This window comes from Pseudomonas syringae (assembly GCF_023278085.1).
In the GTDB taxonomy this organism is placed as follows: domain Bacteria; phylum Pseudomonadota; class Gammaproteobacteria; order Pseudomonadales; family Pseudomonadaceae; genus Aquipseudomonas; species Aquipseudomonas syringae_Q.
Genome location: NZ_CP066265.1, coordinates 3033743 through 3051088 on the forward strand (window position 1 = coordinate 3033743; position 17346 = coordinate 3051088).

Here is a 17346-nt window from a genome sequence, read left to right on the forward strand (position 1 = left end):
CCCCTTCCGTCTTCTGACAAAGCCCTCTTAAAGAACACGCTCCATATGGGTCGTGTTCCACACCGGATCGCTTTCCACATCGGTCACGGCAAAACCCTGTTTCTCCCAGAAACGGATCGCGCCGGGCAGAAACGGATGGGTGTGCAAGTACAAAACCTCGATGCCCCCCGCCTCGGCATGAGCCCAGAGCGCCTGGCATAAGCGGCTGGCCAAGCCGTCACCGCGAAACTCGGGCATCACGTACAGGCGCACGATTTCTACGGTTCGGCGGCCTGTGTAGTCGAACTGCGCAAAGCGATGGTCGTAAGGCAGATAGCCCACGGCAGCGATGATGCGCTCGTCGCAACGAGCGATGAGGAATTTTCCATTCTCGCCTTTCAGGTAAACCTGTTCGAAACCGGCCAGATCCGGTGGAACGGTAACGGCGTCCAATAAAGGAAATATCTCGGCGCGGGCACGCATGACGAAATCGACGGTGTGCGGGATATCGGCGGGGTGTACCTCAGTGATAGCGATGTTCATGAGCACTGACTTAAATAGGGGAATTGCAGGGTGATACAAATGTTACGCCAGACTTGAGGCTGATGGCGTACAACTCATCACTCACCGTGCTCTGCATCCGATCCTGAACAGACGGCGCGGCGCAGATTTGTGACGCAGAGCGTCACGAAATGCATTACCACGCGGGGCGTGGGAACGAGAATTATCGGGGTATCAGCTCCTTTTTCAGAGCTCTTCAGACTTGTACATAACGATGAGCACTTGAGCGTGAGGAACGAGAGGTGTCCGGGAAACTGTCGTGCCCACGCTCAGCATGGGCATGCCTTTCGTGACGCTCTGCGTCCGGGGTTGACCGGGCGAGGCTGCGCACAGCTTTACAGCGCAACCTGCGCTATCCGCACCAATGCAAGGCAGGAAAAGCGCTAAGCCAGGCGCCGCGCTGAACAGCGAACCACCCTGCAAGCAGCGCTAATGCGCCTGTTCACACTGCAACCGCAAACTGGCACACCCTCTGCATAACCCTGATAGCCCCACCCTGAATGTGGTCGGGCCTGCCCCGGTTGATCGACGTTGATCGCCAGTCTCGCTGAGACCAGAGGGCTACTCAGGTGCGTCCGGCAACGTGGCTCGATGGCACCCTCGAATTTCCAACAAGAGAACAGGCAAAGGCGCCTGGGACCGAAAGGTTCCGGGCGCTTTTTTTTTGCGTTGAAAAACCTGATTGGCCTCGGCCGGGACTCACTATGAACACCACAGTCTTCCCCTCCAACGATGTAAAAACCCTGATCGTCGTCGGCAATGGCATGGTCGGGCATCATTGCGTCGAGCAGTTGATCGCGGGCGGCGCGCTTGAGCGTTATCGCATTCATGTGTTCGGCGAAGAAGCGCAGCGTGCCTATGACCGCGTGCACCTGTCCGAGTACTTCACGGGCCGCGACGCCGAATCGCTGGCCATGAGCGAAATGTCTGTCTATGAAAAGGCCGGCCTGACCCTGCACCTCGGCGTGCCGGTGCTGGAGATTGATCGTGACCGGCACGAGATCATCACGGCCGAAGGCTGCTTTAGCTACGACAAACTGATTCTGGCCACCGGCTCCTACCCTTTCGTGCCGCCGATTGAAGGTGCACAAGGCCATTCGCGGCTGGTGTATCGCACCCTTGAAGACCTCGACAACATTCGTTATGCCGCCACGAAAGCGCGGCGTGGCGTGGTGGTCGGGGGCGGCTTGCTGGGCCTGGAAGCGGCCAACGCGCTGAAGTCCCTCGGCCTTGAAGCGCACGTCGTCGAATTCGCCCCACGCCTGATGCCGGTGCAGCTGGACGACCACGGCGGTGCCGCGTTGAAGTCGCGTATCGAAGCGCTTGGGGTGGGCGTGCATCTGTCACGCGCCACGCAGTCGATCAGCGACGGCAAGCAGTATCGCTACCGCATGAACTTCGCCAATGACGAATTTCTGGAAACCGACCTGATCGTGTTTTCGGCCGGTATTCGCCCGCAGGATGCCCTGGCCCGCCAGTGCGAGCTGCAACTCGGTCCACGCGGCGGCATTGCCATTGACGAACACTGCCGTACCAGCGACGCCGATATCTATGCGATTGGCGAATGCGCGGCCTGGAACGGCAGCGTGTTCGGTCTGGTCGCACCTGGCTACCAGATGGCGCGTGCCGTGGCGGCGCAATTGTGCGAGAAAGACACCGAACCGTTCTTCGGTGCCGATCTGTCCACCAAGCTCAAGCTGCTGGGCGTCGACGTCGGTTCCATCGGTGACGCACATGGCGCGCTGGCCGGGGCGGTCAGCTATCGCTACATCGACGAAGCCACCGCCAGTTATCGCCGCCTGGTGGTATCGGCTGATGGCAAACAGGTACTCGGCGCAGTGCTGGTCGGCGACAACAGTTACTACGACACCCTGCTGCAATACGCGCAGAACGGCATTACCCTGCCCGCCGATCCGTCCAGCCTGATTCTGCCGCGCGGTGAAGGCGCACCAACCTTGGGTGTCGATGCCCTGCCCGCCACGGCGACGGTTTGTTCCTGCCACAATGTCAGCAAGGGTTCGATCTGCTCGGCCATCGACAGTGGCTGCACGGATCTGGCCGGGATCAAGGCGTGCACCAAGGCCGCAACCGGTTGTGGCGGTTGCACGGCGCTGCTCAAACAGGTTTTCGAGCACGAACTCATGGCCCGCGGCGTGGCCGTCGACAAAAGTCTGTGCGAACACTTTGCCTACACCCGCCAGGAGCTTTACTCGTTGGTGCGCGTCGAAGGCATCGAAAGCTTTGCTGAGCTGTTGACCCGGCACGGCAAAGGCGCACATGGCTGTGACATCTGCAAGCCTGCGGTCGGCTCGATTCTCGCCTCGTGCTGGAACCGCCCCATCACCGAGCCTTCGCTGGTGCCGCTACAGGACACCAACGACACGTTCATGGCCAACATGCAGAAAAACGGCACCTACTCGGTGGTGCCGCGCATTCCGGGCGGTGAAATCACCCCGGACGGCCTGATCGCGATTGGCGCAGTAGCCAAGAAGTACGACCTGTACACCAAGATCACCGGCGGCCAGCGCATCGATCTGTTTGGTGCGCAACTGCACGAACTGCCAGACATCTGGAGCGAGCTGATCGCTGCCGGTTTCGAAACCGGCCATGCCTACGGTAAATCGACCCGCACCGTGAAGTCCTGTGTCGGCAGCACCTGGTGTCGCTATGGGGTGCAGGACAGCGTCGCCATGGCCTTGCGCATCGAGGATCGCTACAAAGGCCTGCGCTCGCCGCACAAGCTGAAGTTCGCCGTGTCTGGTTGCACCCGTGAATGCGCCGAGGCACAAAGCAAGGACGTCGGCGTGATCGCCACCGAAAACGGCTGGAACCTGTACCTGTGCGGCAACGGCGGCATGCGCCCGCGCCATGCCGAGCTGTTCGCCACCGATCTGGATGACGAAACCCTGATCCGCTACATCGACCGCTTCCTGATGCTCTACATCCGCACGGCCGACAAGCTGCAGCGCACGTCGGTATGGCGAGAAACACTGGAAGGCGGCCTGGATTACCTCAAAGCGGTGATCCTCGACGACAGCCTGGGCCTGGCCGCAGAGCTGGAATCACAGATGCAACTGGTGGTGGATCGCTACGAATGCGAATGGGCCAATGCCCTCAAGGATCCGGAAAAACTCAAGCGCTTTCGCACCTTCGTCAACGACGGACGCAGCGACCCTGACGTGCACTTCGTCAAGGAGCGCGCTCAGCGTCGCCCGGCAAAACCCGAAGAACTCGCGCTTATCCCGTTGTTCAAGGAGGTGGTGTGATGAGCTCGTCCAAGACAGCATTAATGCAAGAAAACACACCCTCTGCGCTGCACGTGCAGTGGCATGCACTGTGTGAACGCAGGGATCTGGTCGCCAATTCCGGCGTGGTGGCCTGGCTGGCTGGCAAGCAGATCGCGCTGTTCTATCTGCCTGATACGACACAGGGCGAACACCTGTTTGCCATCGACAACCGGGACCCGAAATCCGGAGCGAATGTGATCGGACGCGGGCTGCTGGGGCAGATCGGTGGTGAGCTGGTCATCGCATCGCCGTTGTACAAACAGCACTTTCGTCTGCACGACGGCAGTTGCATCGAGTACCCGGAACAGCGGCTGGAAGTCTGGCCGGTGCGCCTGAACGGCGAACAGGTGGAGATTGCGGTCTAGCCTGCAAACGGTAGGGGCGACAACCTGATCGCTGATCGATCAGGTTATCGCCTGGCATAGCGCCGTTTACTGAAGCTCGGACACCAGTGAGGTGTTGAAGCCTGCCGGATCTTCCATTTGCGGGGCGTGGCCCATGCCTTTGAACTCAACGAGCCTGGCGCCAGGAATCATCTGCGTGACCTGCTTGCCCAGCACCTTGTACTGACCGATCTTCGCCTTGACCTCCGGTGGCGCGATATCGCTGCCGATAGCCGTGGTGTCTGCGTCACCGATCATCAGCACGGTCGGCACCTGCAACTTCGCAAACTCGTAGAACACCGGTTGGGTGAAAATCATGTCGTAGATCAACGCCGAGTTCCAGGCAACGACCTTGTGGCCCGGCCCCTTGTTCAAACCGGCCAGCATATCGACCCACTTGTCGTACTCGGGCTTCCAGCGGCCATCGTAATAGGTCTTCTGCTCGTAGGCGCGAATGCCTTCGGCAGTGGTCTTCAACTCGCGTTCGTACCATTGATCAACGCTGCGATACGGCACGCCGAGGGCCTTCCAGTCTTCCAGACCGATCGGGTTGACCATCACCAGTTTCTCGGTCTGTTTCGGGTACATCAACGCGTATCGGGTGGCCAGCATGCCGCCGGTGGAGTGGCCGATCACCGACACCTTCTCGAGGCCCAGTTTTTCCAGCAGCGCATGGGTGTTCAGCGCCAGTTGCTGGAAGCTGTATTGGTAGTGTTCGGGTTTGGTCGAGGTGCAGAAGCCGATCTGATCCGGTGCGACGACACGATAGCCTGCCGCGCTCAAGCCCTTGATGGTGTCTTCCCAAGTGGCCGCGCAAAAGTTCTTGCCGTGCAGCAAAACAGCGGTACGACCGTTGGCCTTGCCGGTGGGCTTCACGTCCATGTAACCCATTTCCAGGGACTGGCCCTGCGACTCGAACGGGAATTTCAGCAGCGGATGAGGATAAGCGAAACCTTCCAGTTGCTGACCGTAGCCGGGTGTTTCAGCCAGCGCCGTGCCTGACAGTGCAAGGGACATCAACACGCCGGCAATCTTTGCAGCCCGCATAGGGGCACCTCCTGTAAATGGAATCAAATGCTTGAACCGCCTGAACCGTAAACGGCTGACCTGCAAGTAGACCCTGTTCCCACGATAGATTCGCCTTTTTCCTGCCAACAGAACCGTTAGCAGACGTTTCGTCACGCAGCCTTCGGGCAATGGCAAAATGCTGGACGCCTCCCGCAGTGCCTGCCTAGACTGGGCCGTCCGTTATGGGCCGTTGTGGCCAGCAGGGTCTGATGCCAAGGAACAGCAATGAATCGAAATGAACTGCGCAAGGCCGACATCAACCTGATGGTGGTCTTCGAGACATTGATGCAGGAGCGTAACGTCACCCGCGCAGCAGAAAAGCTGTTCCTCGGCCAACCCACGATCAGCGCCGCATTGAACCGCCTGCGCAGCCTGCTCAATGATCCGTTGTTCATCCGGGTCGGCCATCGCATGGAGCCCACCGCCCGCGCCCATGAAATCCTCAAGCACCTGACGCCCGCACTGGACGCCATGTCCACCGCGCTGAGCCTGACGACCGACTTCGACCCCTCGGTCAGCAAGATGACCTTTCGCATCGGTCTGACCGACGACGTCGAGTTCGGTTTATTGCCCGCCATGCTCAAGGCCATACGCCAGGAAGCACCTGGGGTGGTGATCGTGGTCAAGCACGTCGACTACCTGAATATCTCCGAGGTGCTGATGTCCGGGGACATCACCGTCGGCGTCTGCCTGACCCGAGAACTGCCGGCCAACGCCAAGCGCAAGACACTGCGTAACGTGCAGCCACGGCTGGTGCGCGCCGATAAGCCATCTGGCCCCATGAGCATGGACGAGTACTGCTCAAGGCCGCACGTTGTGGTGTCGCACGTCGCGAGTGTCAGCAGTTTTTCAGATGAATGGCTGACCGCCCTGGGTCGCAAGCGTCAGGTGGTGCTGTCAGTGCCGCAATTCACCACCCTGCCCGCATTGATGGCAGGCACCGACATGATTTCGGGGCTGTCCGACTACGCGGCAAAGGCGATGAGCGCATTGGGTTTGCTGTATGACGAGCCATTGCCCTTCCCCACGCCGGGGCTGGACCTGTCGATGACCTGGCTGAGCGTGATGGACAGCGACCCTGCCGAACGCTGGTTGCGCAGCAGGATCGAGGAATTCATGGGCGAGCGCCGGGAAGCGCCCGCCCTGGCCGATTGATCAGCCGAAACGACCGGTGATGTAGTCTTCGGTCTGGCTCTTGGAGGGCTTGGTGAAGATGGTGTCGGTGTCGCCATGCTCGATCAGTTCGCCCATGAACATGAACGCCGTGTAATCCGAGCAGCGTGCCGCCTGTTGCATGTTGTGCGTCACGATGATCACGGTGAACTGCTCTTTGAGCTCGGTGATCAGCTGTTCGATGCGACCGGTCGAGATCGGATCGAGCGCGGAGGTCGGTTCGTCCAGCAGCAAGACCTGCGGGCGCAACGCGATGGTTCGGGCGATGCACAGACGCTGCTGCTGACCACCGGACAGGCCGGTAGCGCTCTGCTTGAGCTTGTCCTTGACCTCGTCCCACAAGGCCGCGCCACGCAGGGCCTGCTCGACACGATCTTCCATTTCACGACGCGAGAGTTTTTCGTGGTGCTTGATGGCGTAGGAAATGTTGTCGTAGATCGACATCGGAAACGGCACGGGCTTCTGAAATACCATGCCCACATGGCTGCGCAGGCGGTTCATCGAATAGCCCGGCGCCAGGATGTTCTCGCCATTGAGCAGCACTTCGCCTCGTGCTTCCTGCTTCGGGTACATCGCATAGATACGGTTGAACACGCGCAGCAGGGTTGACTTGCCGCAACCCGACGGGCCGATGATCGCAGTGATGCGCTTCTCGGGAATGGTCATGTCGATGGACTTCAACGACTTCTGGTTGTTGTAGAAAAACTCCAGACCGCGAACTTGGATCTTGGTTTTTTCATTGGCCAGGGAAAGGTTGTTCATCAGGACGCCCTATTGCGCAGAAGAATTAAGCGAGACAGCAGACTCAGTATCAGTACGAACAGCGTCATGACCAGTGCACCGGCCCATGCCAGGGAGTGCCAGTCTTCGAACGGGCTCATTGCGTACTGGAAAACCACCACCGGAACACTGGCGATTGGTTTGAGCAGATCGCTGCTCCAGAACTGGTTGCCGAAAGCGGTGAAAAGCAATGGCGCGGTTTCGCCGGTGATCCGTGCCAGCGCCAGCAATAAGCCCGTGACCACGCCAGCCTTGGCGGCGCGCAGAACGATTTGCAGGGTCAGCTTCCATTGCGGTACACCCAGCGCCAGCGCAGCTTCGCGCATGGTCGAGGGTTGCAGTTGCATCATTTCATCGGTGGTACGCACCACCACCGGGATGACCAGCAAGGCCAACGCCAGCGCACCTGCCAGCGCGGAAAAGCCGACCTGATGGCCAGTCACCGCATTGAGTGGCAGTACCACCACCGTGTAAACGAACAGGCCGAGCACGATGGAAGGTGCCGACAGCAAAATGTCGTTGATGAAGCGTACGGTGTTGCCCAGCTTGGTGTAACGGGCAAACTCGGCCAGCCAGATGCCGGCCATCAGGCCGATCGGCGTACCGATCAGCAGACCGATGCCGGACATCAGAACGCTGCCGTAGAACGCGTTGGCCAGGCCACCCTCGGTGCCGGGCGGCGGGGTCATGCCGGTAAACAGTTGCAGGTTGAGTGCATCGATACCTTTGATGATGGTGGTCAGCAGAATCCAGACCAGCCACAACAGGCCGAAGGCAGTGGCGCCACAGCTGAGCACCATCGCGATCTTGTTCTTGAAATTGCGAGCCCGGTAAATGCGCTCACTGCCCGTCATGTCCTTACTCATAACCCCTCCTTACGCGAAAGGCGCGACAGCATCAGACGTGCAAGGGCCAGCACGATGAAGGTGACGATAAACAACAGGAAGCCCAGCGCGATCAAGGCCGAACGGTGCAAGTCGGTATAAGCCTCGTTGAACTCGTTGGCGATCACCGAGGCAATCGAGCTGCTTGGCATCATCAGCGACGCAGAGAATTGGTGAGCGTTGCCCAGAACGAAGGTCACCGCCATGGTTTCGCCCAGCGCGCGTCCCAGGCCGAGGAAAATGCCGCCGACCACTGCCGAACGGGTGTAAGGCAGCACGATGTCCCAGACCACTTCCCAGGTCGTGCCGCCCAACGCGTAGGCCGACTCTTTCAGCGCCACAGGTACGGTGCGGAAAACTTCCTGCATTACCGAGGTAATGAACGGCGTGATCATGATTGCCAGCACGATACCGGCGGTCAGCATGCCAATGCCCAAGGGCGGACCCTGGAACATCGGGCCGATCAATGGCAGCGCGCCGAGGTTTTCGGTGATCCATGGCGACAGGTGTTCGGCCATGAACGGACCGAACACAAAAAGCCCCCACATGCCGTAGATGATCGAAGGAATACCGGCCAACAGTTCGATTGCAGAGGCAATCGGCATGCGCAGCCAGGGCGGAGCCACTTCGGTCAGGAAGATTGCGATGCCGAAGCTCACCGGAACGGCGATCAGCAACGCCAGAAAAGAAGTAACCAGAGTGCCGTAGATCGGAACCAGTGCGCCGAACTTGCCGGCGTTCACGTCCCACTCGGTGCTGGTCAGAAACTCAAAGCCGAACGTCTGGAATGCCAGACTGCCGCCCCACAGGGTCGACAAGGCAATACAACCCAGCAAAGCAAGCACCAGCATCGCTGCAGCCTGCAATGAACGCTTGAACCACAGGTCATGACGATGATCCCGTTTGGCGCGCTTCTCGCCCTCGGACTCACCAGCGGAGACATTCGCGGACAGGTATTGGGTGTTTTCAGTCATGTTGAGGCCACTCGCAAGGAAAAGCCCCTGTCACCGAGCCGATATCGCGGCTGATGACAGGGGTGGTACGGGTTGAATCACTTACTTGGTGAATTCCGTTTTCCAGTAGGTCTCTACGCGATCAACCAGCGATTTTGGCAAAGCAACATAGTCCAGTTTTTCGGCTTGTTTCTGGCCGTTTTCCAGGGACCATTTGAAGAAGTCGAAAGCCGCTGCGCTTTTCTCTTCGTTCTTGGCTTTCTTGTACATGATGATCCAGGTGGTTGCCGTGATCGGCCACGCGGTGTCACCCGGAGCGTTGGTCATGATCAGGTTGAAGTCCTTGGCATCTTCCCACTTGGCCGAGTCGGCAGCGGCAGCAAACGCCTTGGCGTCTGGCTTGATGAATTTGCCGGCGGCGTTCTTCAACTGGGTGTAGGACAGTTTGTTGGTGACGGCGTAAGAGTACTCGACGTAGCCGATCGAACCCTTGATCTGTTTCACGTAGGCCGAAACACCTTCGTTACCTTTACCGCCCACGCCTGCTGGCCATTGCACGGTCGAACCGAACTTCAGCTTCTCGTTCCACTCCGGGCTGACTTTGCTCAGGTAGTTGGTGAAGTTGTAGGTAGTGCCCGAACCGTCCGAACGGTGAACGACGGTGATTGCGGTCTCAGGCAGTTTGACGCCCGGGTTCAGGGCCACGATTGCAGGGTCGTTCCACTTCTTCACTTCGCCCATGAAGATCTTGGCGAGCAGTGCGCCGTCCAGCTTCAGCTCACCGCTTTCAACGCCTTCGACGTTGACGATCGGCACGATACCGCCGATCACGCTCGGGAACTGGCCCAGACCGCCGGCTTGCAGGTCTTCAGCGGACATCGGGGCATCGGATGCGCCGAAATCGACAGTCGCTGCCTTGATCTGAGCAATACCGCCGCCCGAACCGATGGACTGGTAGTTGATGCGGTTTTTGGAGTCGTTGCTTTTACTGTAGTCCTGGGACCACGCCGAAATAACCGGGAAAACGAAACTCGAACCAGCGCCTGTGACGTCAGTCGCGTGGGCTACACCGCTGAGGCACAGCGAAGCGATCAGAAGCGACAAGCGTTTTTTAGTCAGCAGTATCACGGTAATACCTCAGTCCAGGAGATTGTGTGGTGGCCCATATAAGGAGGCCCGAGGCGGATTTAAAACCTGAAATGTTGCTGTTTAATGACAATCAAACGAATCGTGTCGGTTGACGAGGCGATTTGCTGGGGATTTTCGGGCCTTATTTTTTTGTAGAAACCGGTTTTGTCCAATATTCACGGGTGTTTGGCGCTTGGTACCGCTCAATAGCTTTTTGCCACACCCCTGACGATAGCCAAGTGCTACCCACGTTATAAAAGTGTAAGAAAGTGTGCATTTTAATAAGCAATAGAAATGACCAAGCGGTCACGTTATAGCCGAATCGACTGAAAAACGATGATGGGAGGTCTTTTCGGCAGCCTTGGCGAGGGCCCGGACGGTCAACTGCGTTATTTGGAACGCCGGAAGAGACCGTCGGGCAGAAAGCGTCGTACAGCTACCGTTCGTCGGGATCGACGGCACCTATGGCCACTGGCCAATGACCAATATGAGTACCTTAATTCATGGCTGCCTGAAAAAGCGGCCTCTGCAAATGACGGAGTCACCACCATGATCAAGACCAAACTGACCGCCCTTACTCTGGCAGGCTTGATGGCTGTCGCTTCCGGCGCAGCCTTTGCCGATTCGACGAATGCTACCCCGGAAACCCCGATCAACAAGAACGCGACCAAGCTGCCAGGCACCAACACCCAGCCGATGGACCGCACCTCGTCCGAAACCCCTGGCGTACAGACTGAAAGCAAAGAAGCGGCTGCCGAAAGGTCGATGAAGCACGACAAGACGACCACCCACGGTGGTACGCACGACAAGAACAGCGTTACCGAGAAAAGCAAAACTCAGTGATGAGTGAGGCCGTGCGGGCAGTGCTCACGCTCTGCCCGCAGGTCAGGCACCTTCCAGATATCCCGCACCTGTATTCGCTACAAACGCTCACTGACTGTACCGACAATACTCATAAGAGGTGTGCATCATGATCGACAAAAGAATTGCAGCGTTGAGCCTCACAGCTTTTTTGGCCTGCGCCAGTGCAGCAACCATGGCAGGTTCGACCGGCCCGACCAATCCGGACAGCGGTGCAGTGAAAGTACCGGGCACCGGCATGGAAAGGAACGTCGACGGCACGAGTCCAGGCGCCGCAGGCACCAGCCCCGGCACCAAAGGCATGGACCCGTTACCCGGCAAGAAAGACAGCAGCAGTGATCGGTCATCCGGCTCGAAGCAATCGACCGATATGGACGATGATGACGATCAGGACGACGACAAGGCGCCTTGATCGGCAGCTACATCAGCGCTTTGCACGGCCCACTGCACGTAGCACACCTCGACCGGCATACCGTGCTCGGCACAGAAATCCAGCCAGCGCAGCTGGTTGTCTTGCAGACGATCACCCGGCCCCTTGACCTCTATCATCCTGTAACGACGCTGTTCCGGGAAAAACTGGATCAGGTCGGGCATTCCGGTGCGGTTGGCCTTGATATCTTGCAGCAAGCGACGAAACCAGTGCTGCAAGTGTCTGGCAGGCAGGCAATGCAGCGCCTGCGCCAGTAACTGCGGGGTCAGCGTGCCCCAGAACACGAACGGTGATTGCAAGCCGTACTTGCTTTCGAAATGTTCGAGAATGGTCTCCCGATACGCTTCCGATTCCAGTTGCTCCATGCAGGCATCGAACAGTGCGGCCCTGCGTTGGTAGAAATCCGGACTATACAAATCACTGGGCGCACTGTGAAACGGATGAAAGAACGCACCTGGTAATGGCGCGAAGATCGCCCGCCAGCACAGCAGACCAAACAGCGAATTGATCAGCGCATTTTCGACGTAATGCACTTCGCCGCCCTGCTCTTCTTCCAGATGCAGCCTTATCAGGCGCTCGACACTCACCCCCGGTAGCGGCGTCACTTGCAGATCAAGTCGCGAGACGATACGTGCCGCGCGTTTACGCTCGGCAGCCAGGCCGAGCTTGCGTTGCAGGCGTGGCATGACGCGTGACAAATGCTGAACCTCCGCATCGCTTTCCGGAGCACATCGTGCCTGCTCCGCGAGCATCAGCGCCTCGGCGTACTCCGCACTGAGTTCCAGCACCCTGATCTGCCGCGAACGCGCTCCGGGGTAGCTGGACTGGCGATACACCGACATTGCCAGCGGCCAGTCCTGCAAACGCTCGGCTTGCTGCCCGATGCGAAACAGCAACTTGGCGCGACGCATCTGTAGCCAGGGGTTGCGGCAGTGGATGGCAATGACCCGGTCGGCAAGCTCATGCAGCTCAAGGCAGGTTTCCAGCGCCTCACGGCAGTCGTGCAGTTGCAGGCACACGTCAATGTCGGCCCGCTCGCTTATGGCGCGGGACTCAGCCGAAAACTCGACCTTTTCATAGCGGTAGATGCCCAGATCGGCCAGGACAAACTCCGACCACTCCTGATACAGATTGCCGAAATACAACAGCCGCAGCCGATCACACAGCGGCATGATCTTCAGGCCGAACACGGCGTCGGACAGCGACGGGTGCCAGTGTTCGAGGGGTTGCGGCGTTGTATAAAGCGGTTGCAGGCGTTCAAGCCAGTCGTGCTTGCGTTCCGGCCCTTTCACGGCATGGGCCTTGAAGCACTCGCTCAATTCATCCTTGCGCAGCAACTGAAACAGTTCGCTCAGCTCGAGCGCCGGGCTGCTGTCCACCCAATGCCGTTGCAACAGCGGCACAACCGCCTGATGAGGATCGCCAATCTCCGCATAGCTCAGTTTGCTGGCCCGAAATAGCGCACCTTTGCGCATGACCATGCGCACCAACAACCCTTGGGCGGGCGTTGGCAAGTCAGCGAACTCAACGATGAAACGACGCTCGGACGCGTCAAGCAGGTCATCGTAGCGGTGCGTAATCCAGCCGAGTACCTGGCGAAAGTTCTCCAGGTAGTAAAACGGATTGTCGAGAGGCGAAGTATTCAAGACCAGCGTTCACATAAAGACGAAGTACACAGCAGAAGGATACTGGTTATCCGTACAGATTCCAGCGTAAAAACCTGTTGGTGCTTCGTTGGCCGATCAATGGCGTGTTTCCCGGACAGGCAGTCAGCCGTAGTATTGGCGGGATTTCATCGGTAGCAGAGAACAGCATATGCAAGCGCCACTGGTTTATCTCGCAGGTTTTGACGTATTCCGGGCGGACGCCGTCGAGCATGGTCGTTATCTCAAGGCCTTGTGTACTGCGCACGGGCTGGAAGGTCTGTACCCGTTCGACAATGACGTCACGCCAGGGCAGACGCCGCATGAAGCTGCGCAGCAGATCTACTCGATGAACGTCGCGATGATCCACCGCTGCTCTGCGATGCTGGTCAATCTGAACCTGTTTCGCGGCCTGGAGCCGGATTCGGGAACGGTATTTGAAGTCGGTATGGCGGTGGCGCTCAACAAGCCGGTATGGGCCTATTTCGAACCGGTGGCTTCACTGCGTGAACAGGTGCCGCATGACGAAAACGGCTTCGACAAGGACGGTTTCATGGTCGAAGACTTCGATTTGCCACGCAACCTGATGCTTGCCTGCAGTTGGGCGGGCACCAGCTCAACCGTGGAGCTGGGCGCGGAGGCGCTGGCGAAGTATCTGGGTGAGTTGCAGGGCAACTGATGATCTTGTAACTCGCGTGCCAATGCGTTCCATGCTGTCAAGCTGCGCGTCATTTTGCGACGCAGAGCGTCGCGAACGGCATTCCCACTGGAGCGTGCGGAACGAGAATCTTCAGACCCAGCCCAGAAAATCCCCGCCGTTATCGCGCAGCATCTGCAACATGCCCTCTGCCGCCGGCGACAGGTAGCCGCCCTTGCGCAGGGTCACGCCAATGGTGCGTTTCATGGTGGTCTGTTCCAGCGTTACTTCGCGCAGGTGCTGCATGGTCTTGCCGAACTCCAGCGACTCGCGGGCGATGAAACTCAGCAGGTTACTCTGGGCAATCAGACCCGGCAGCAGGGAAATCGAGTTGGCTTCGATCTGCACGGTCGGCAATGGCAACCCATGCGCGGCAAATGCTGCATCCAGCCATTTGCGCGATGACACACTGGCGGGCGGCAGTACCCAGCGGTAAGCGCACAGGTCGCTCATCTGCAAGGAGGTCTTGAAGATCGGATGCCGCTTACTGGCAATCACCACCGCTTCATCCTCGAACACCGCAAAGCTGGTCATGTCATCGCTGTCCGGCACGAGCCCGCAGATGATCATGTCGAGTTGCCCGGAACGCAGGGATTCACGCAGCAGGTCATCCTGGCCAATCACCAGCTTGAACGTGACGTCAGGCGTGCGCTGTAACAATGCCGAGGTCAGTTTCGGCATCAGGTACTCGGCCATGGTTGCCGCGCAGCCGACACGGATATTACCCACCATGCCGCTGGCAAAATCCCTTACCTCGCGCTGGGTCTGAGCAATGCTCTGCTGCAACTCCTTGCCGCGCGCCTGCAACAGTTCGCCCACCGGCGTCAGCTTGATACGCCGACCATCGCGCTGAAACAGCCGCGTGCCAAATGACTCTTCCAGGCGCTGGATGCTTTTGGTCAGTGCAGGCTGGCTGCGATTAAGCTTTTCCGCTGCGCGCCCGAGATGGCCCAGCTCAGCGATGGTTTCGAAATAAGTGAGATCGCGCAGGTCCATATCTATCAACCAAAGTTATCAATTCATGACTATTAGAAAATAGACTTGATGAGTTGCGATGTCGATACTGTGCGCATGTGATTCATCTCATTCAAGGAGAACGTCCTTGTCACAGGCTGCACGTGTTTCGATATCCACCCTTCCCCCGCTGGCCCAATGGGCGGGCCTGATTCTGATGGCCGGTACCGCCGGACACCTGCTCAAACTGTTCAACATGCCTGCCGCAATGTTCCTCGGGCCCATGCTGGTCGCCATCGGCTTTGGCGTATCGGGCGCAACCATCCGAATGCATAAACGCATCTTTCAACTGGGCCAGGGCACCGTCGGTGTACTGATTGCACATGCGATGTCGGTCAGCGTGCTGCTGACGGCGCTGCAATCCTGGCCAGTGATGTTGTTGGCGACGGCTCTGACCGTTGTGCTCAGCGCGGCAGTCGGCCTGATACTGGTGCGCTTTGCCGGTATCCCGAGCAACACGGCCGCCTGGGGTACATCGCCCGGCGCAGCATCGGCAATGGTCGCAATGTCTGAAGATTACGGTGCAGATTCGCGAATCGTCGCCACCATGCAGTATGTGCGGGTCGTCTGTGTGGTGACCATCGGCGCACTGGTCAGCCACCTTATCGGAGCCTCGGGCACTGAGGCGCACCAGAGCGCGGCCGTAGTGAACAGCCTGAGCCTGCCTGATCTGGGCATGAGCCTGGCGGTCATTGTGGTTGGCGTGGTGCTGGGCTCGCGTCTACCGGCTGGGGCGTTGCTGGTGCCGTTGTTGCTGGGCGGTGCCCTGCAACTGAGCGGGGTCTTGCAGATCACCATACCGGACTGGCTGCTGCCGATCGGTTACGGTGCCATCGGCTGCTATGTCGGGCTGCGTTTCGACCAGCCGACCGTACGGTATGTCTGGAGGCGACTGCCGATGATGATTCTGGCTTCGTTGTTGTTGATCGTGCTGTGCGCGCTGTCGGCGTGGCTGATTGCGGTCATGATGGGCAAGGATTACCTCTCGGTCTATCTGGCCACCAGCCCCGGCGGCCTGGATACCATGGCGATCATCGCCATCGATACCCATGCCGACGTCGGCTTCGTACTGGCCATGCAGACCCTGCGCCTGTTCGGCGTGATTCTGACCGGCAGTTTCCTCGCCCGGCAGATCATTCGCTGGACCGACAAGCCCATCCCTGCGCTCTGATCGCACGTTGACGGCTCCCGGTCAGTCCAGCCCCGCCAGAGCGCTGGCCAGACTGGGTGCCAGCGGCAGCACCGGCAGCAGCGTGGCCTGGTAGGCGTGATACAGATCGGGCTTGCCCGGCCAGATGTCCTCACTGGGCTGGTTTCGCTCATTCAGTTCGTGACGCCAGCTGCCATGTTCGATGTCGATGAACAGGGTTTCGTTGAACTCCCAGAAACAGCGATACCAGTCTTCATACTGCTGCTCGCCAGTACGCTGCAACAAGGCCGCGGCTGCCGCGACAGCCTCGCAATGCGTCCAGTGCAGGCGATGGCGAACCACCGGTTTGTTGTGCCAGTCGAGGGTGTAAACGATGCCGGGAGCGCCGTCGACATCCCAGCCATAGCGACAGGCATTGGCGAACAACTGCCGGGCATCGTCGAGCAACCATTCAGGATTGCTGCGCCCGGCGCGACGCCGCGACGCTTCCAGATGCAGCACCAGGCGCGCCCACTCGAACGCATGGCCGGGCGTGGTGCCGAATGGCCGAAAGCCGTCTGCCGGATTGTCGTGGTTGTAATCCGGCAGTGGCTGCCAGTCCGAGGAGAAGTGTTCGATGACCTGAAAGTTGTTGGCCCCCGCATGCTGGTGAATCACCCGCTCGACGATGCTCAGGGCCCGGTCGAGCCATTGCGCGTCACCGGTGACATCGGCAAGGGCAAGAAAGGCTTCGGTGCTGTGCATGTTGCTGTTGGCGCCGCGGTAAGGTTCCTCGTCGCTCCAGTCCTGGGAAAAAGATTCGCGCATGGCGCCTTCTTCATCACTCCAGAAGCGGGTCTGAATCACCTGTATCACGTCGGACAGCAACGCCTGCGCAGCGGGTCGGCCGGCAACCACAGCAGAGCTGGCCGCCAGCGCGACGAACGCGTGCAGGTAGGCCTGTTTATCGGTCTTGCCGTTGTCTTCAGGTGCGGCGTTGAACCAGCCGCCGTACTCGGCATCGCGCAGCGGACCACTCAAGGCGGCGATGCCATGATCGATCAGCGCAGCGCAGCCAGGGATACCTTGCGTGTGAGCCATGGCGAAACAATGAGTCATGCGCGCGGTGTTCATCGTTCCGGCCGTGGCACCGACCATCAAGCGTCCATAGTCATCGAGGCCGCCAAAACCGTTTTCCAGTTTCGCAGCCTTGGCGAAACCCAGCAGACGCTTGCCTTCCAGTGCCAGCCACTGATGATGGGCCGGTGAGCGTAACCAACTGCTGAAGGTGTGATTATTATTGTCCATGACGCGATGCCGCCCCCTTCAATAAGGTTGAACCCAAACTGTACCGGAGGTCATTTCGACCGAGGGCA

General features: G+C 59.1%; 16 protein-coding genes. 7 read left to right on the forward strand and 9 right to left on the reverse strand.

The window, feature by feature from the left end:
- Positions 1–27: 27 nt before the first annotated feature.
- The gene (locus tag I9H07_RS13455) at positions 28–522 is read right to left on the reverse strand and encodes a GNAT family N-acetyltransferase (RefSeq protein ID WP_236424679.1); all 495 of its coding nucleotides are present in this window, start codon (positions 520–522) and stop codon (positions 28–30) included.
- A gap of 722 nt (positions 523–1244) precedes the next feature.
- Here I9H07_RS13455 and nirB point away from each other — a divergent pair.
- The gene (gene nirB, locus I9H07_RS13460) at positions 1245–3806 is read left to right on the forward strand and encodes a nitrite reductase large subunit NirB (protein WP_248957182.1); all 2562 of its coding nucleotides are present in this window, start codon (positions 1245–1247) and stop codon (positions 3804–3806) included.
- Positions 3806–4192: a nitrite reductase small subunit NirD gene (gene nirD / locus I9H07_RS13465; RefSeq protein WP_236424680.1), complete on the forward strand. Its 387-nt coding sequence runs from the start codon at positions 3806–3808 to the stop codon at positions 4190–4192. The genes nirB and nirD overlap by 1 nt, the downstream gene beginning before the upstream one ends.
- Positions 4193–4258: 66 nt before the next feature.
- Here the strand turns inward: nirD and I9H07_RS13470 are convergent, their stop codons facing one another.
- A complete protein-coding gene (locus tag I9H07_RS13470; protein ID WP_024673960.1) occupies positions 4259–5257 on the reverse strand; it encodes an alpha/beta fold hydrolase in 999 nt (332 codons plus the stop codon).
- Positions 5258–5503: 246 nt separating this feature from the next.
- Between I9H07_RS13470 and I9H07_RS13475 the strand changes: the two genes are divergently transcribed.
- Positions 5504–6433, forward strand: coding sequence for a LysR family transcriptional regulator (locus I9H07_RS13475; protein WP_058392065.1), 930 nt, complete (start codon positions 5504–5506; stop codon positions 6431–6433).
- Here I9H07_RS13475 and pstB read toward each other — a convergent pair whose 3' ends face one another.
- The 4 genes from pstB to pstS form a co-directional block, all read right to left on the reverse strand.
- Positions 6434–7213, reverse strand: coding sequence for a phosphate ABC transporter ATP-binding protein PstB (pstB, locus tag I9H07_RS13480; RefSeq protein ID WP_024646511.1), 780 nt, complete (start codon positions 7211–7213; stop codon positions 6434–6436).
- Entirely contained in the window at positions 7213–8097 is an 885-nt protein-coding gene (gene pstA, locus I9H07_RS13485) for a phosphate ABC transporter permease PstA (protein ID WP_236424682.1), read from the reverse strand. The genes pstB and pstA overlap by 1 nt, the downstream gene beginning before the upstream one ends.
- The gene (pstC, locus tag I9H07_RS13490) at positions 8094–9089 is read right to left on the reverse strand and encodes a phosphate ABC transporter permease subunit PstC (protein ID WP_005770815.1); all 996 of its coding nucleotides are present in this window, start codon (positions 9087–9089) and stop codon (positions 8094–8096) included. The genes pstA and pstC overlap by 4 nt, the downstream gene beginning before the upstream one ends.
- An 81-nt stretch (positions 9090–9170) precedes the next feature.
- Positions 9171–10196, reverse strand: a complete 1026-nt coding sequence (gene pstS / locus I9H07_RS13495; protein ID WP_058392064.1) for a phosphate ABC transporter substrate-binding protein PstS — start codon at positions 10194–10196, stop codon at positions 9171–9173.
- Between the two features lie 549 nt (positions 10197–10745).
- Between pstS and I9H07_RS13500 the strand changes: the two genes are divergently transcribed.
- The gene (locus tag I9H07_RS13500; protein WP_236424683.1) at positions 10746–11039 is read left to right on the forward strand and encodes a hypothetical protein; all 294 of its coding nucleotides are present in this window, start codon (positions 10746–10748) and stop codon (positions 11037–11039) included.
- A gap of 127 nt (positions 11040–11166) precedes the next feature.
- A complete protein-coding gene (locus I9H07_RS13505) occupies positions 11167–11469 on the forward strand; it encodes a hypothetical protein (protein WP_236424684.1) in 303 nt (100 codons plus the stop codon).
- Here the strand turns inward: I9H07_RS13505 and I9H07_RS13510 are convergent.
- Entirely contained in the window at positions 11445–13133 is a 1689-nt protein-coding gene (locus I9H07_RS13510) for a VRR-NUC domain-containing protein (protein WP_236424685.1), read from the reverse strand. The two genes, I9H07_RS13505 and I9H07_RS13510, sit on opposite strands and share 25 nt — an antisense overlap.
- Positions 13134–13302: 169 nt before the next feature.
- On the opposite strand from I9H07_RS13510, the gene I9H07_RS13515 reads away from it, so the two are divergent.
- Positions 13303–13809 (forward strand): nucleoside 2-deoxyribosyltransferase, encoded by a 507-nt coding sequence (locus tag I9H07_RS13515; RefSeq protein ID WP_236424686.1) that lies wholly within the window; start codon positions 13303–13305, stop codon positions 13807–13809.
- 111 nt (positions 13810–13920) lie between these two features.
- Here the strand turns inward: I9H07_RS13515 and I9H07_RS13520 are convergent, their stop codons facing one another.
- Positions 13921–14823, reverse strand: a complete 903-nt coding sequence (locus I9H07_RS13520) for a LysR family transcriptional regulator (protein ID WP_236424687.1) — start codon at positions 14821–14823, stop codon at positions 13921–13923.
- Between the two features lie 106 nt (positions 14824–14929).
- Between I9H07_RS13520 and I9H07_RS13525 the strand changes: the two genes are divergently transcribed.
- A complete protein-coding gene (locus I9H07_RS13525) occupies positions 14930–16012 on the forward strand; it encodes an AbrB family transcriptional regulator (RefSeq protein WP_236424688.1) in 1083 nt (360 codons plus the stop codon).
- A gap of 21 nt (positions 16013–16033) precedes the next feature.
- Here I9H07_RS13525 and I9H07_RS13530 read toward each other — a convergent pair whose 3' ends face one another.
- Positions 16034–17278 (reverse strand): AGE family epimerase/isomerase, encoded by a 1245-nt coding sequence (locus I9H07_RS13530; protein WP_236424690.1) that lies wholly within the window; start codon positions 17276–17278, stop codon positions 16034–16036.
- Positions 17279–17346 lie beyond the last annotated feature (68 nt).

Coding starts and splice junctions, on each gene's coding strand:
- I9H07_RS13505 (WP_236424684.1), top strand. CDS start 11,167: ATGATCGACAAAAGAATTGCAGCGTTGAGCCTCACAGCTTTTTTGGCC.
- I9H07_RS13455 (WP_236424679.1), bottom strand. CDS start 522: ATGAACATCGCTATCACTGAGGTACACCCCGCCGATATCCCGCACACC.
- I9H07_RS13530 (WP_236424690.1), bottom strand. CDS start 17,278: ATGGACAATAATAATCACACCTTCAGCAGTTGGTTACGCTCACCGGCC.
- nirD (WP_236424680.1), top strand. CDS start 3,806: ATGAGCTCGTCCAAGACAGCATTAATGCAAGAAAACACACCCTCTGCG.
- I9H07_RS13470 (WP_024673960.1), bottom strand. CDS start 5,257: ATGCGGGCTGCAAAGATTGCCGGCGTGTTGATGTCCCTTGCACTGTCA.
- nirB (WP_248957182.1), top strand. CDS start 1,245: ATGAACACCACAGTCTTCCCCTCCAACGATGTAAAAACCCTGATCGTC.
- I9H07_RS13475 (WP_058392065.1), top strand. CDS start 5,504: ATGAATCGAAATGAACTGCGCAAGGCCGACATCAACCTGATGGTGGTC.
- I9H07_RS13515 (WP_236424686.1), top strand. CDS start 13,303: ATGCAAGCGCCACTGGTTTATCTCGCAGGTTTTGACGTATTCCGGGCG.
- pstC (WP_005770815.1), bottom strand. CDS start 9,089: ATGACTGAAAACACCCAATACCTGTCCGCGAATGTCTCCGCTGGTGAG.
- I9H07_RS13520 (WP_236424687.1), bottom strand. CDS start 14,823: ATGGACCTGCGCGATCTCACTTATTTCGAAACCATCGCTGAGCTGGGC.
- pstA (WP_236424682.1), bottom strand. CDS start 8,097: ATGAGTAAGGACATGACGGGCAGTGAGCGCATTTACCGGGCTCGCAAT.
- I9H07_RS13500 (WP_236424683.1), top strand. CDS start 10,746: ATGATCAAGACCAAACTGACCGCCCTTACTCTGGCAGGCTTGATGGCT.
- pstB (WP_024646511.1), bottom strand. CDS start 7,213: ATGAACAACCTTTCCCTGGCCAATGAAAAAACCAAGATCCAAGTTCGC.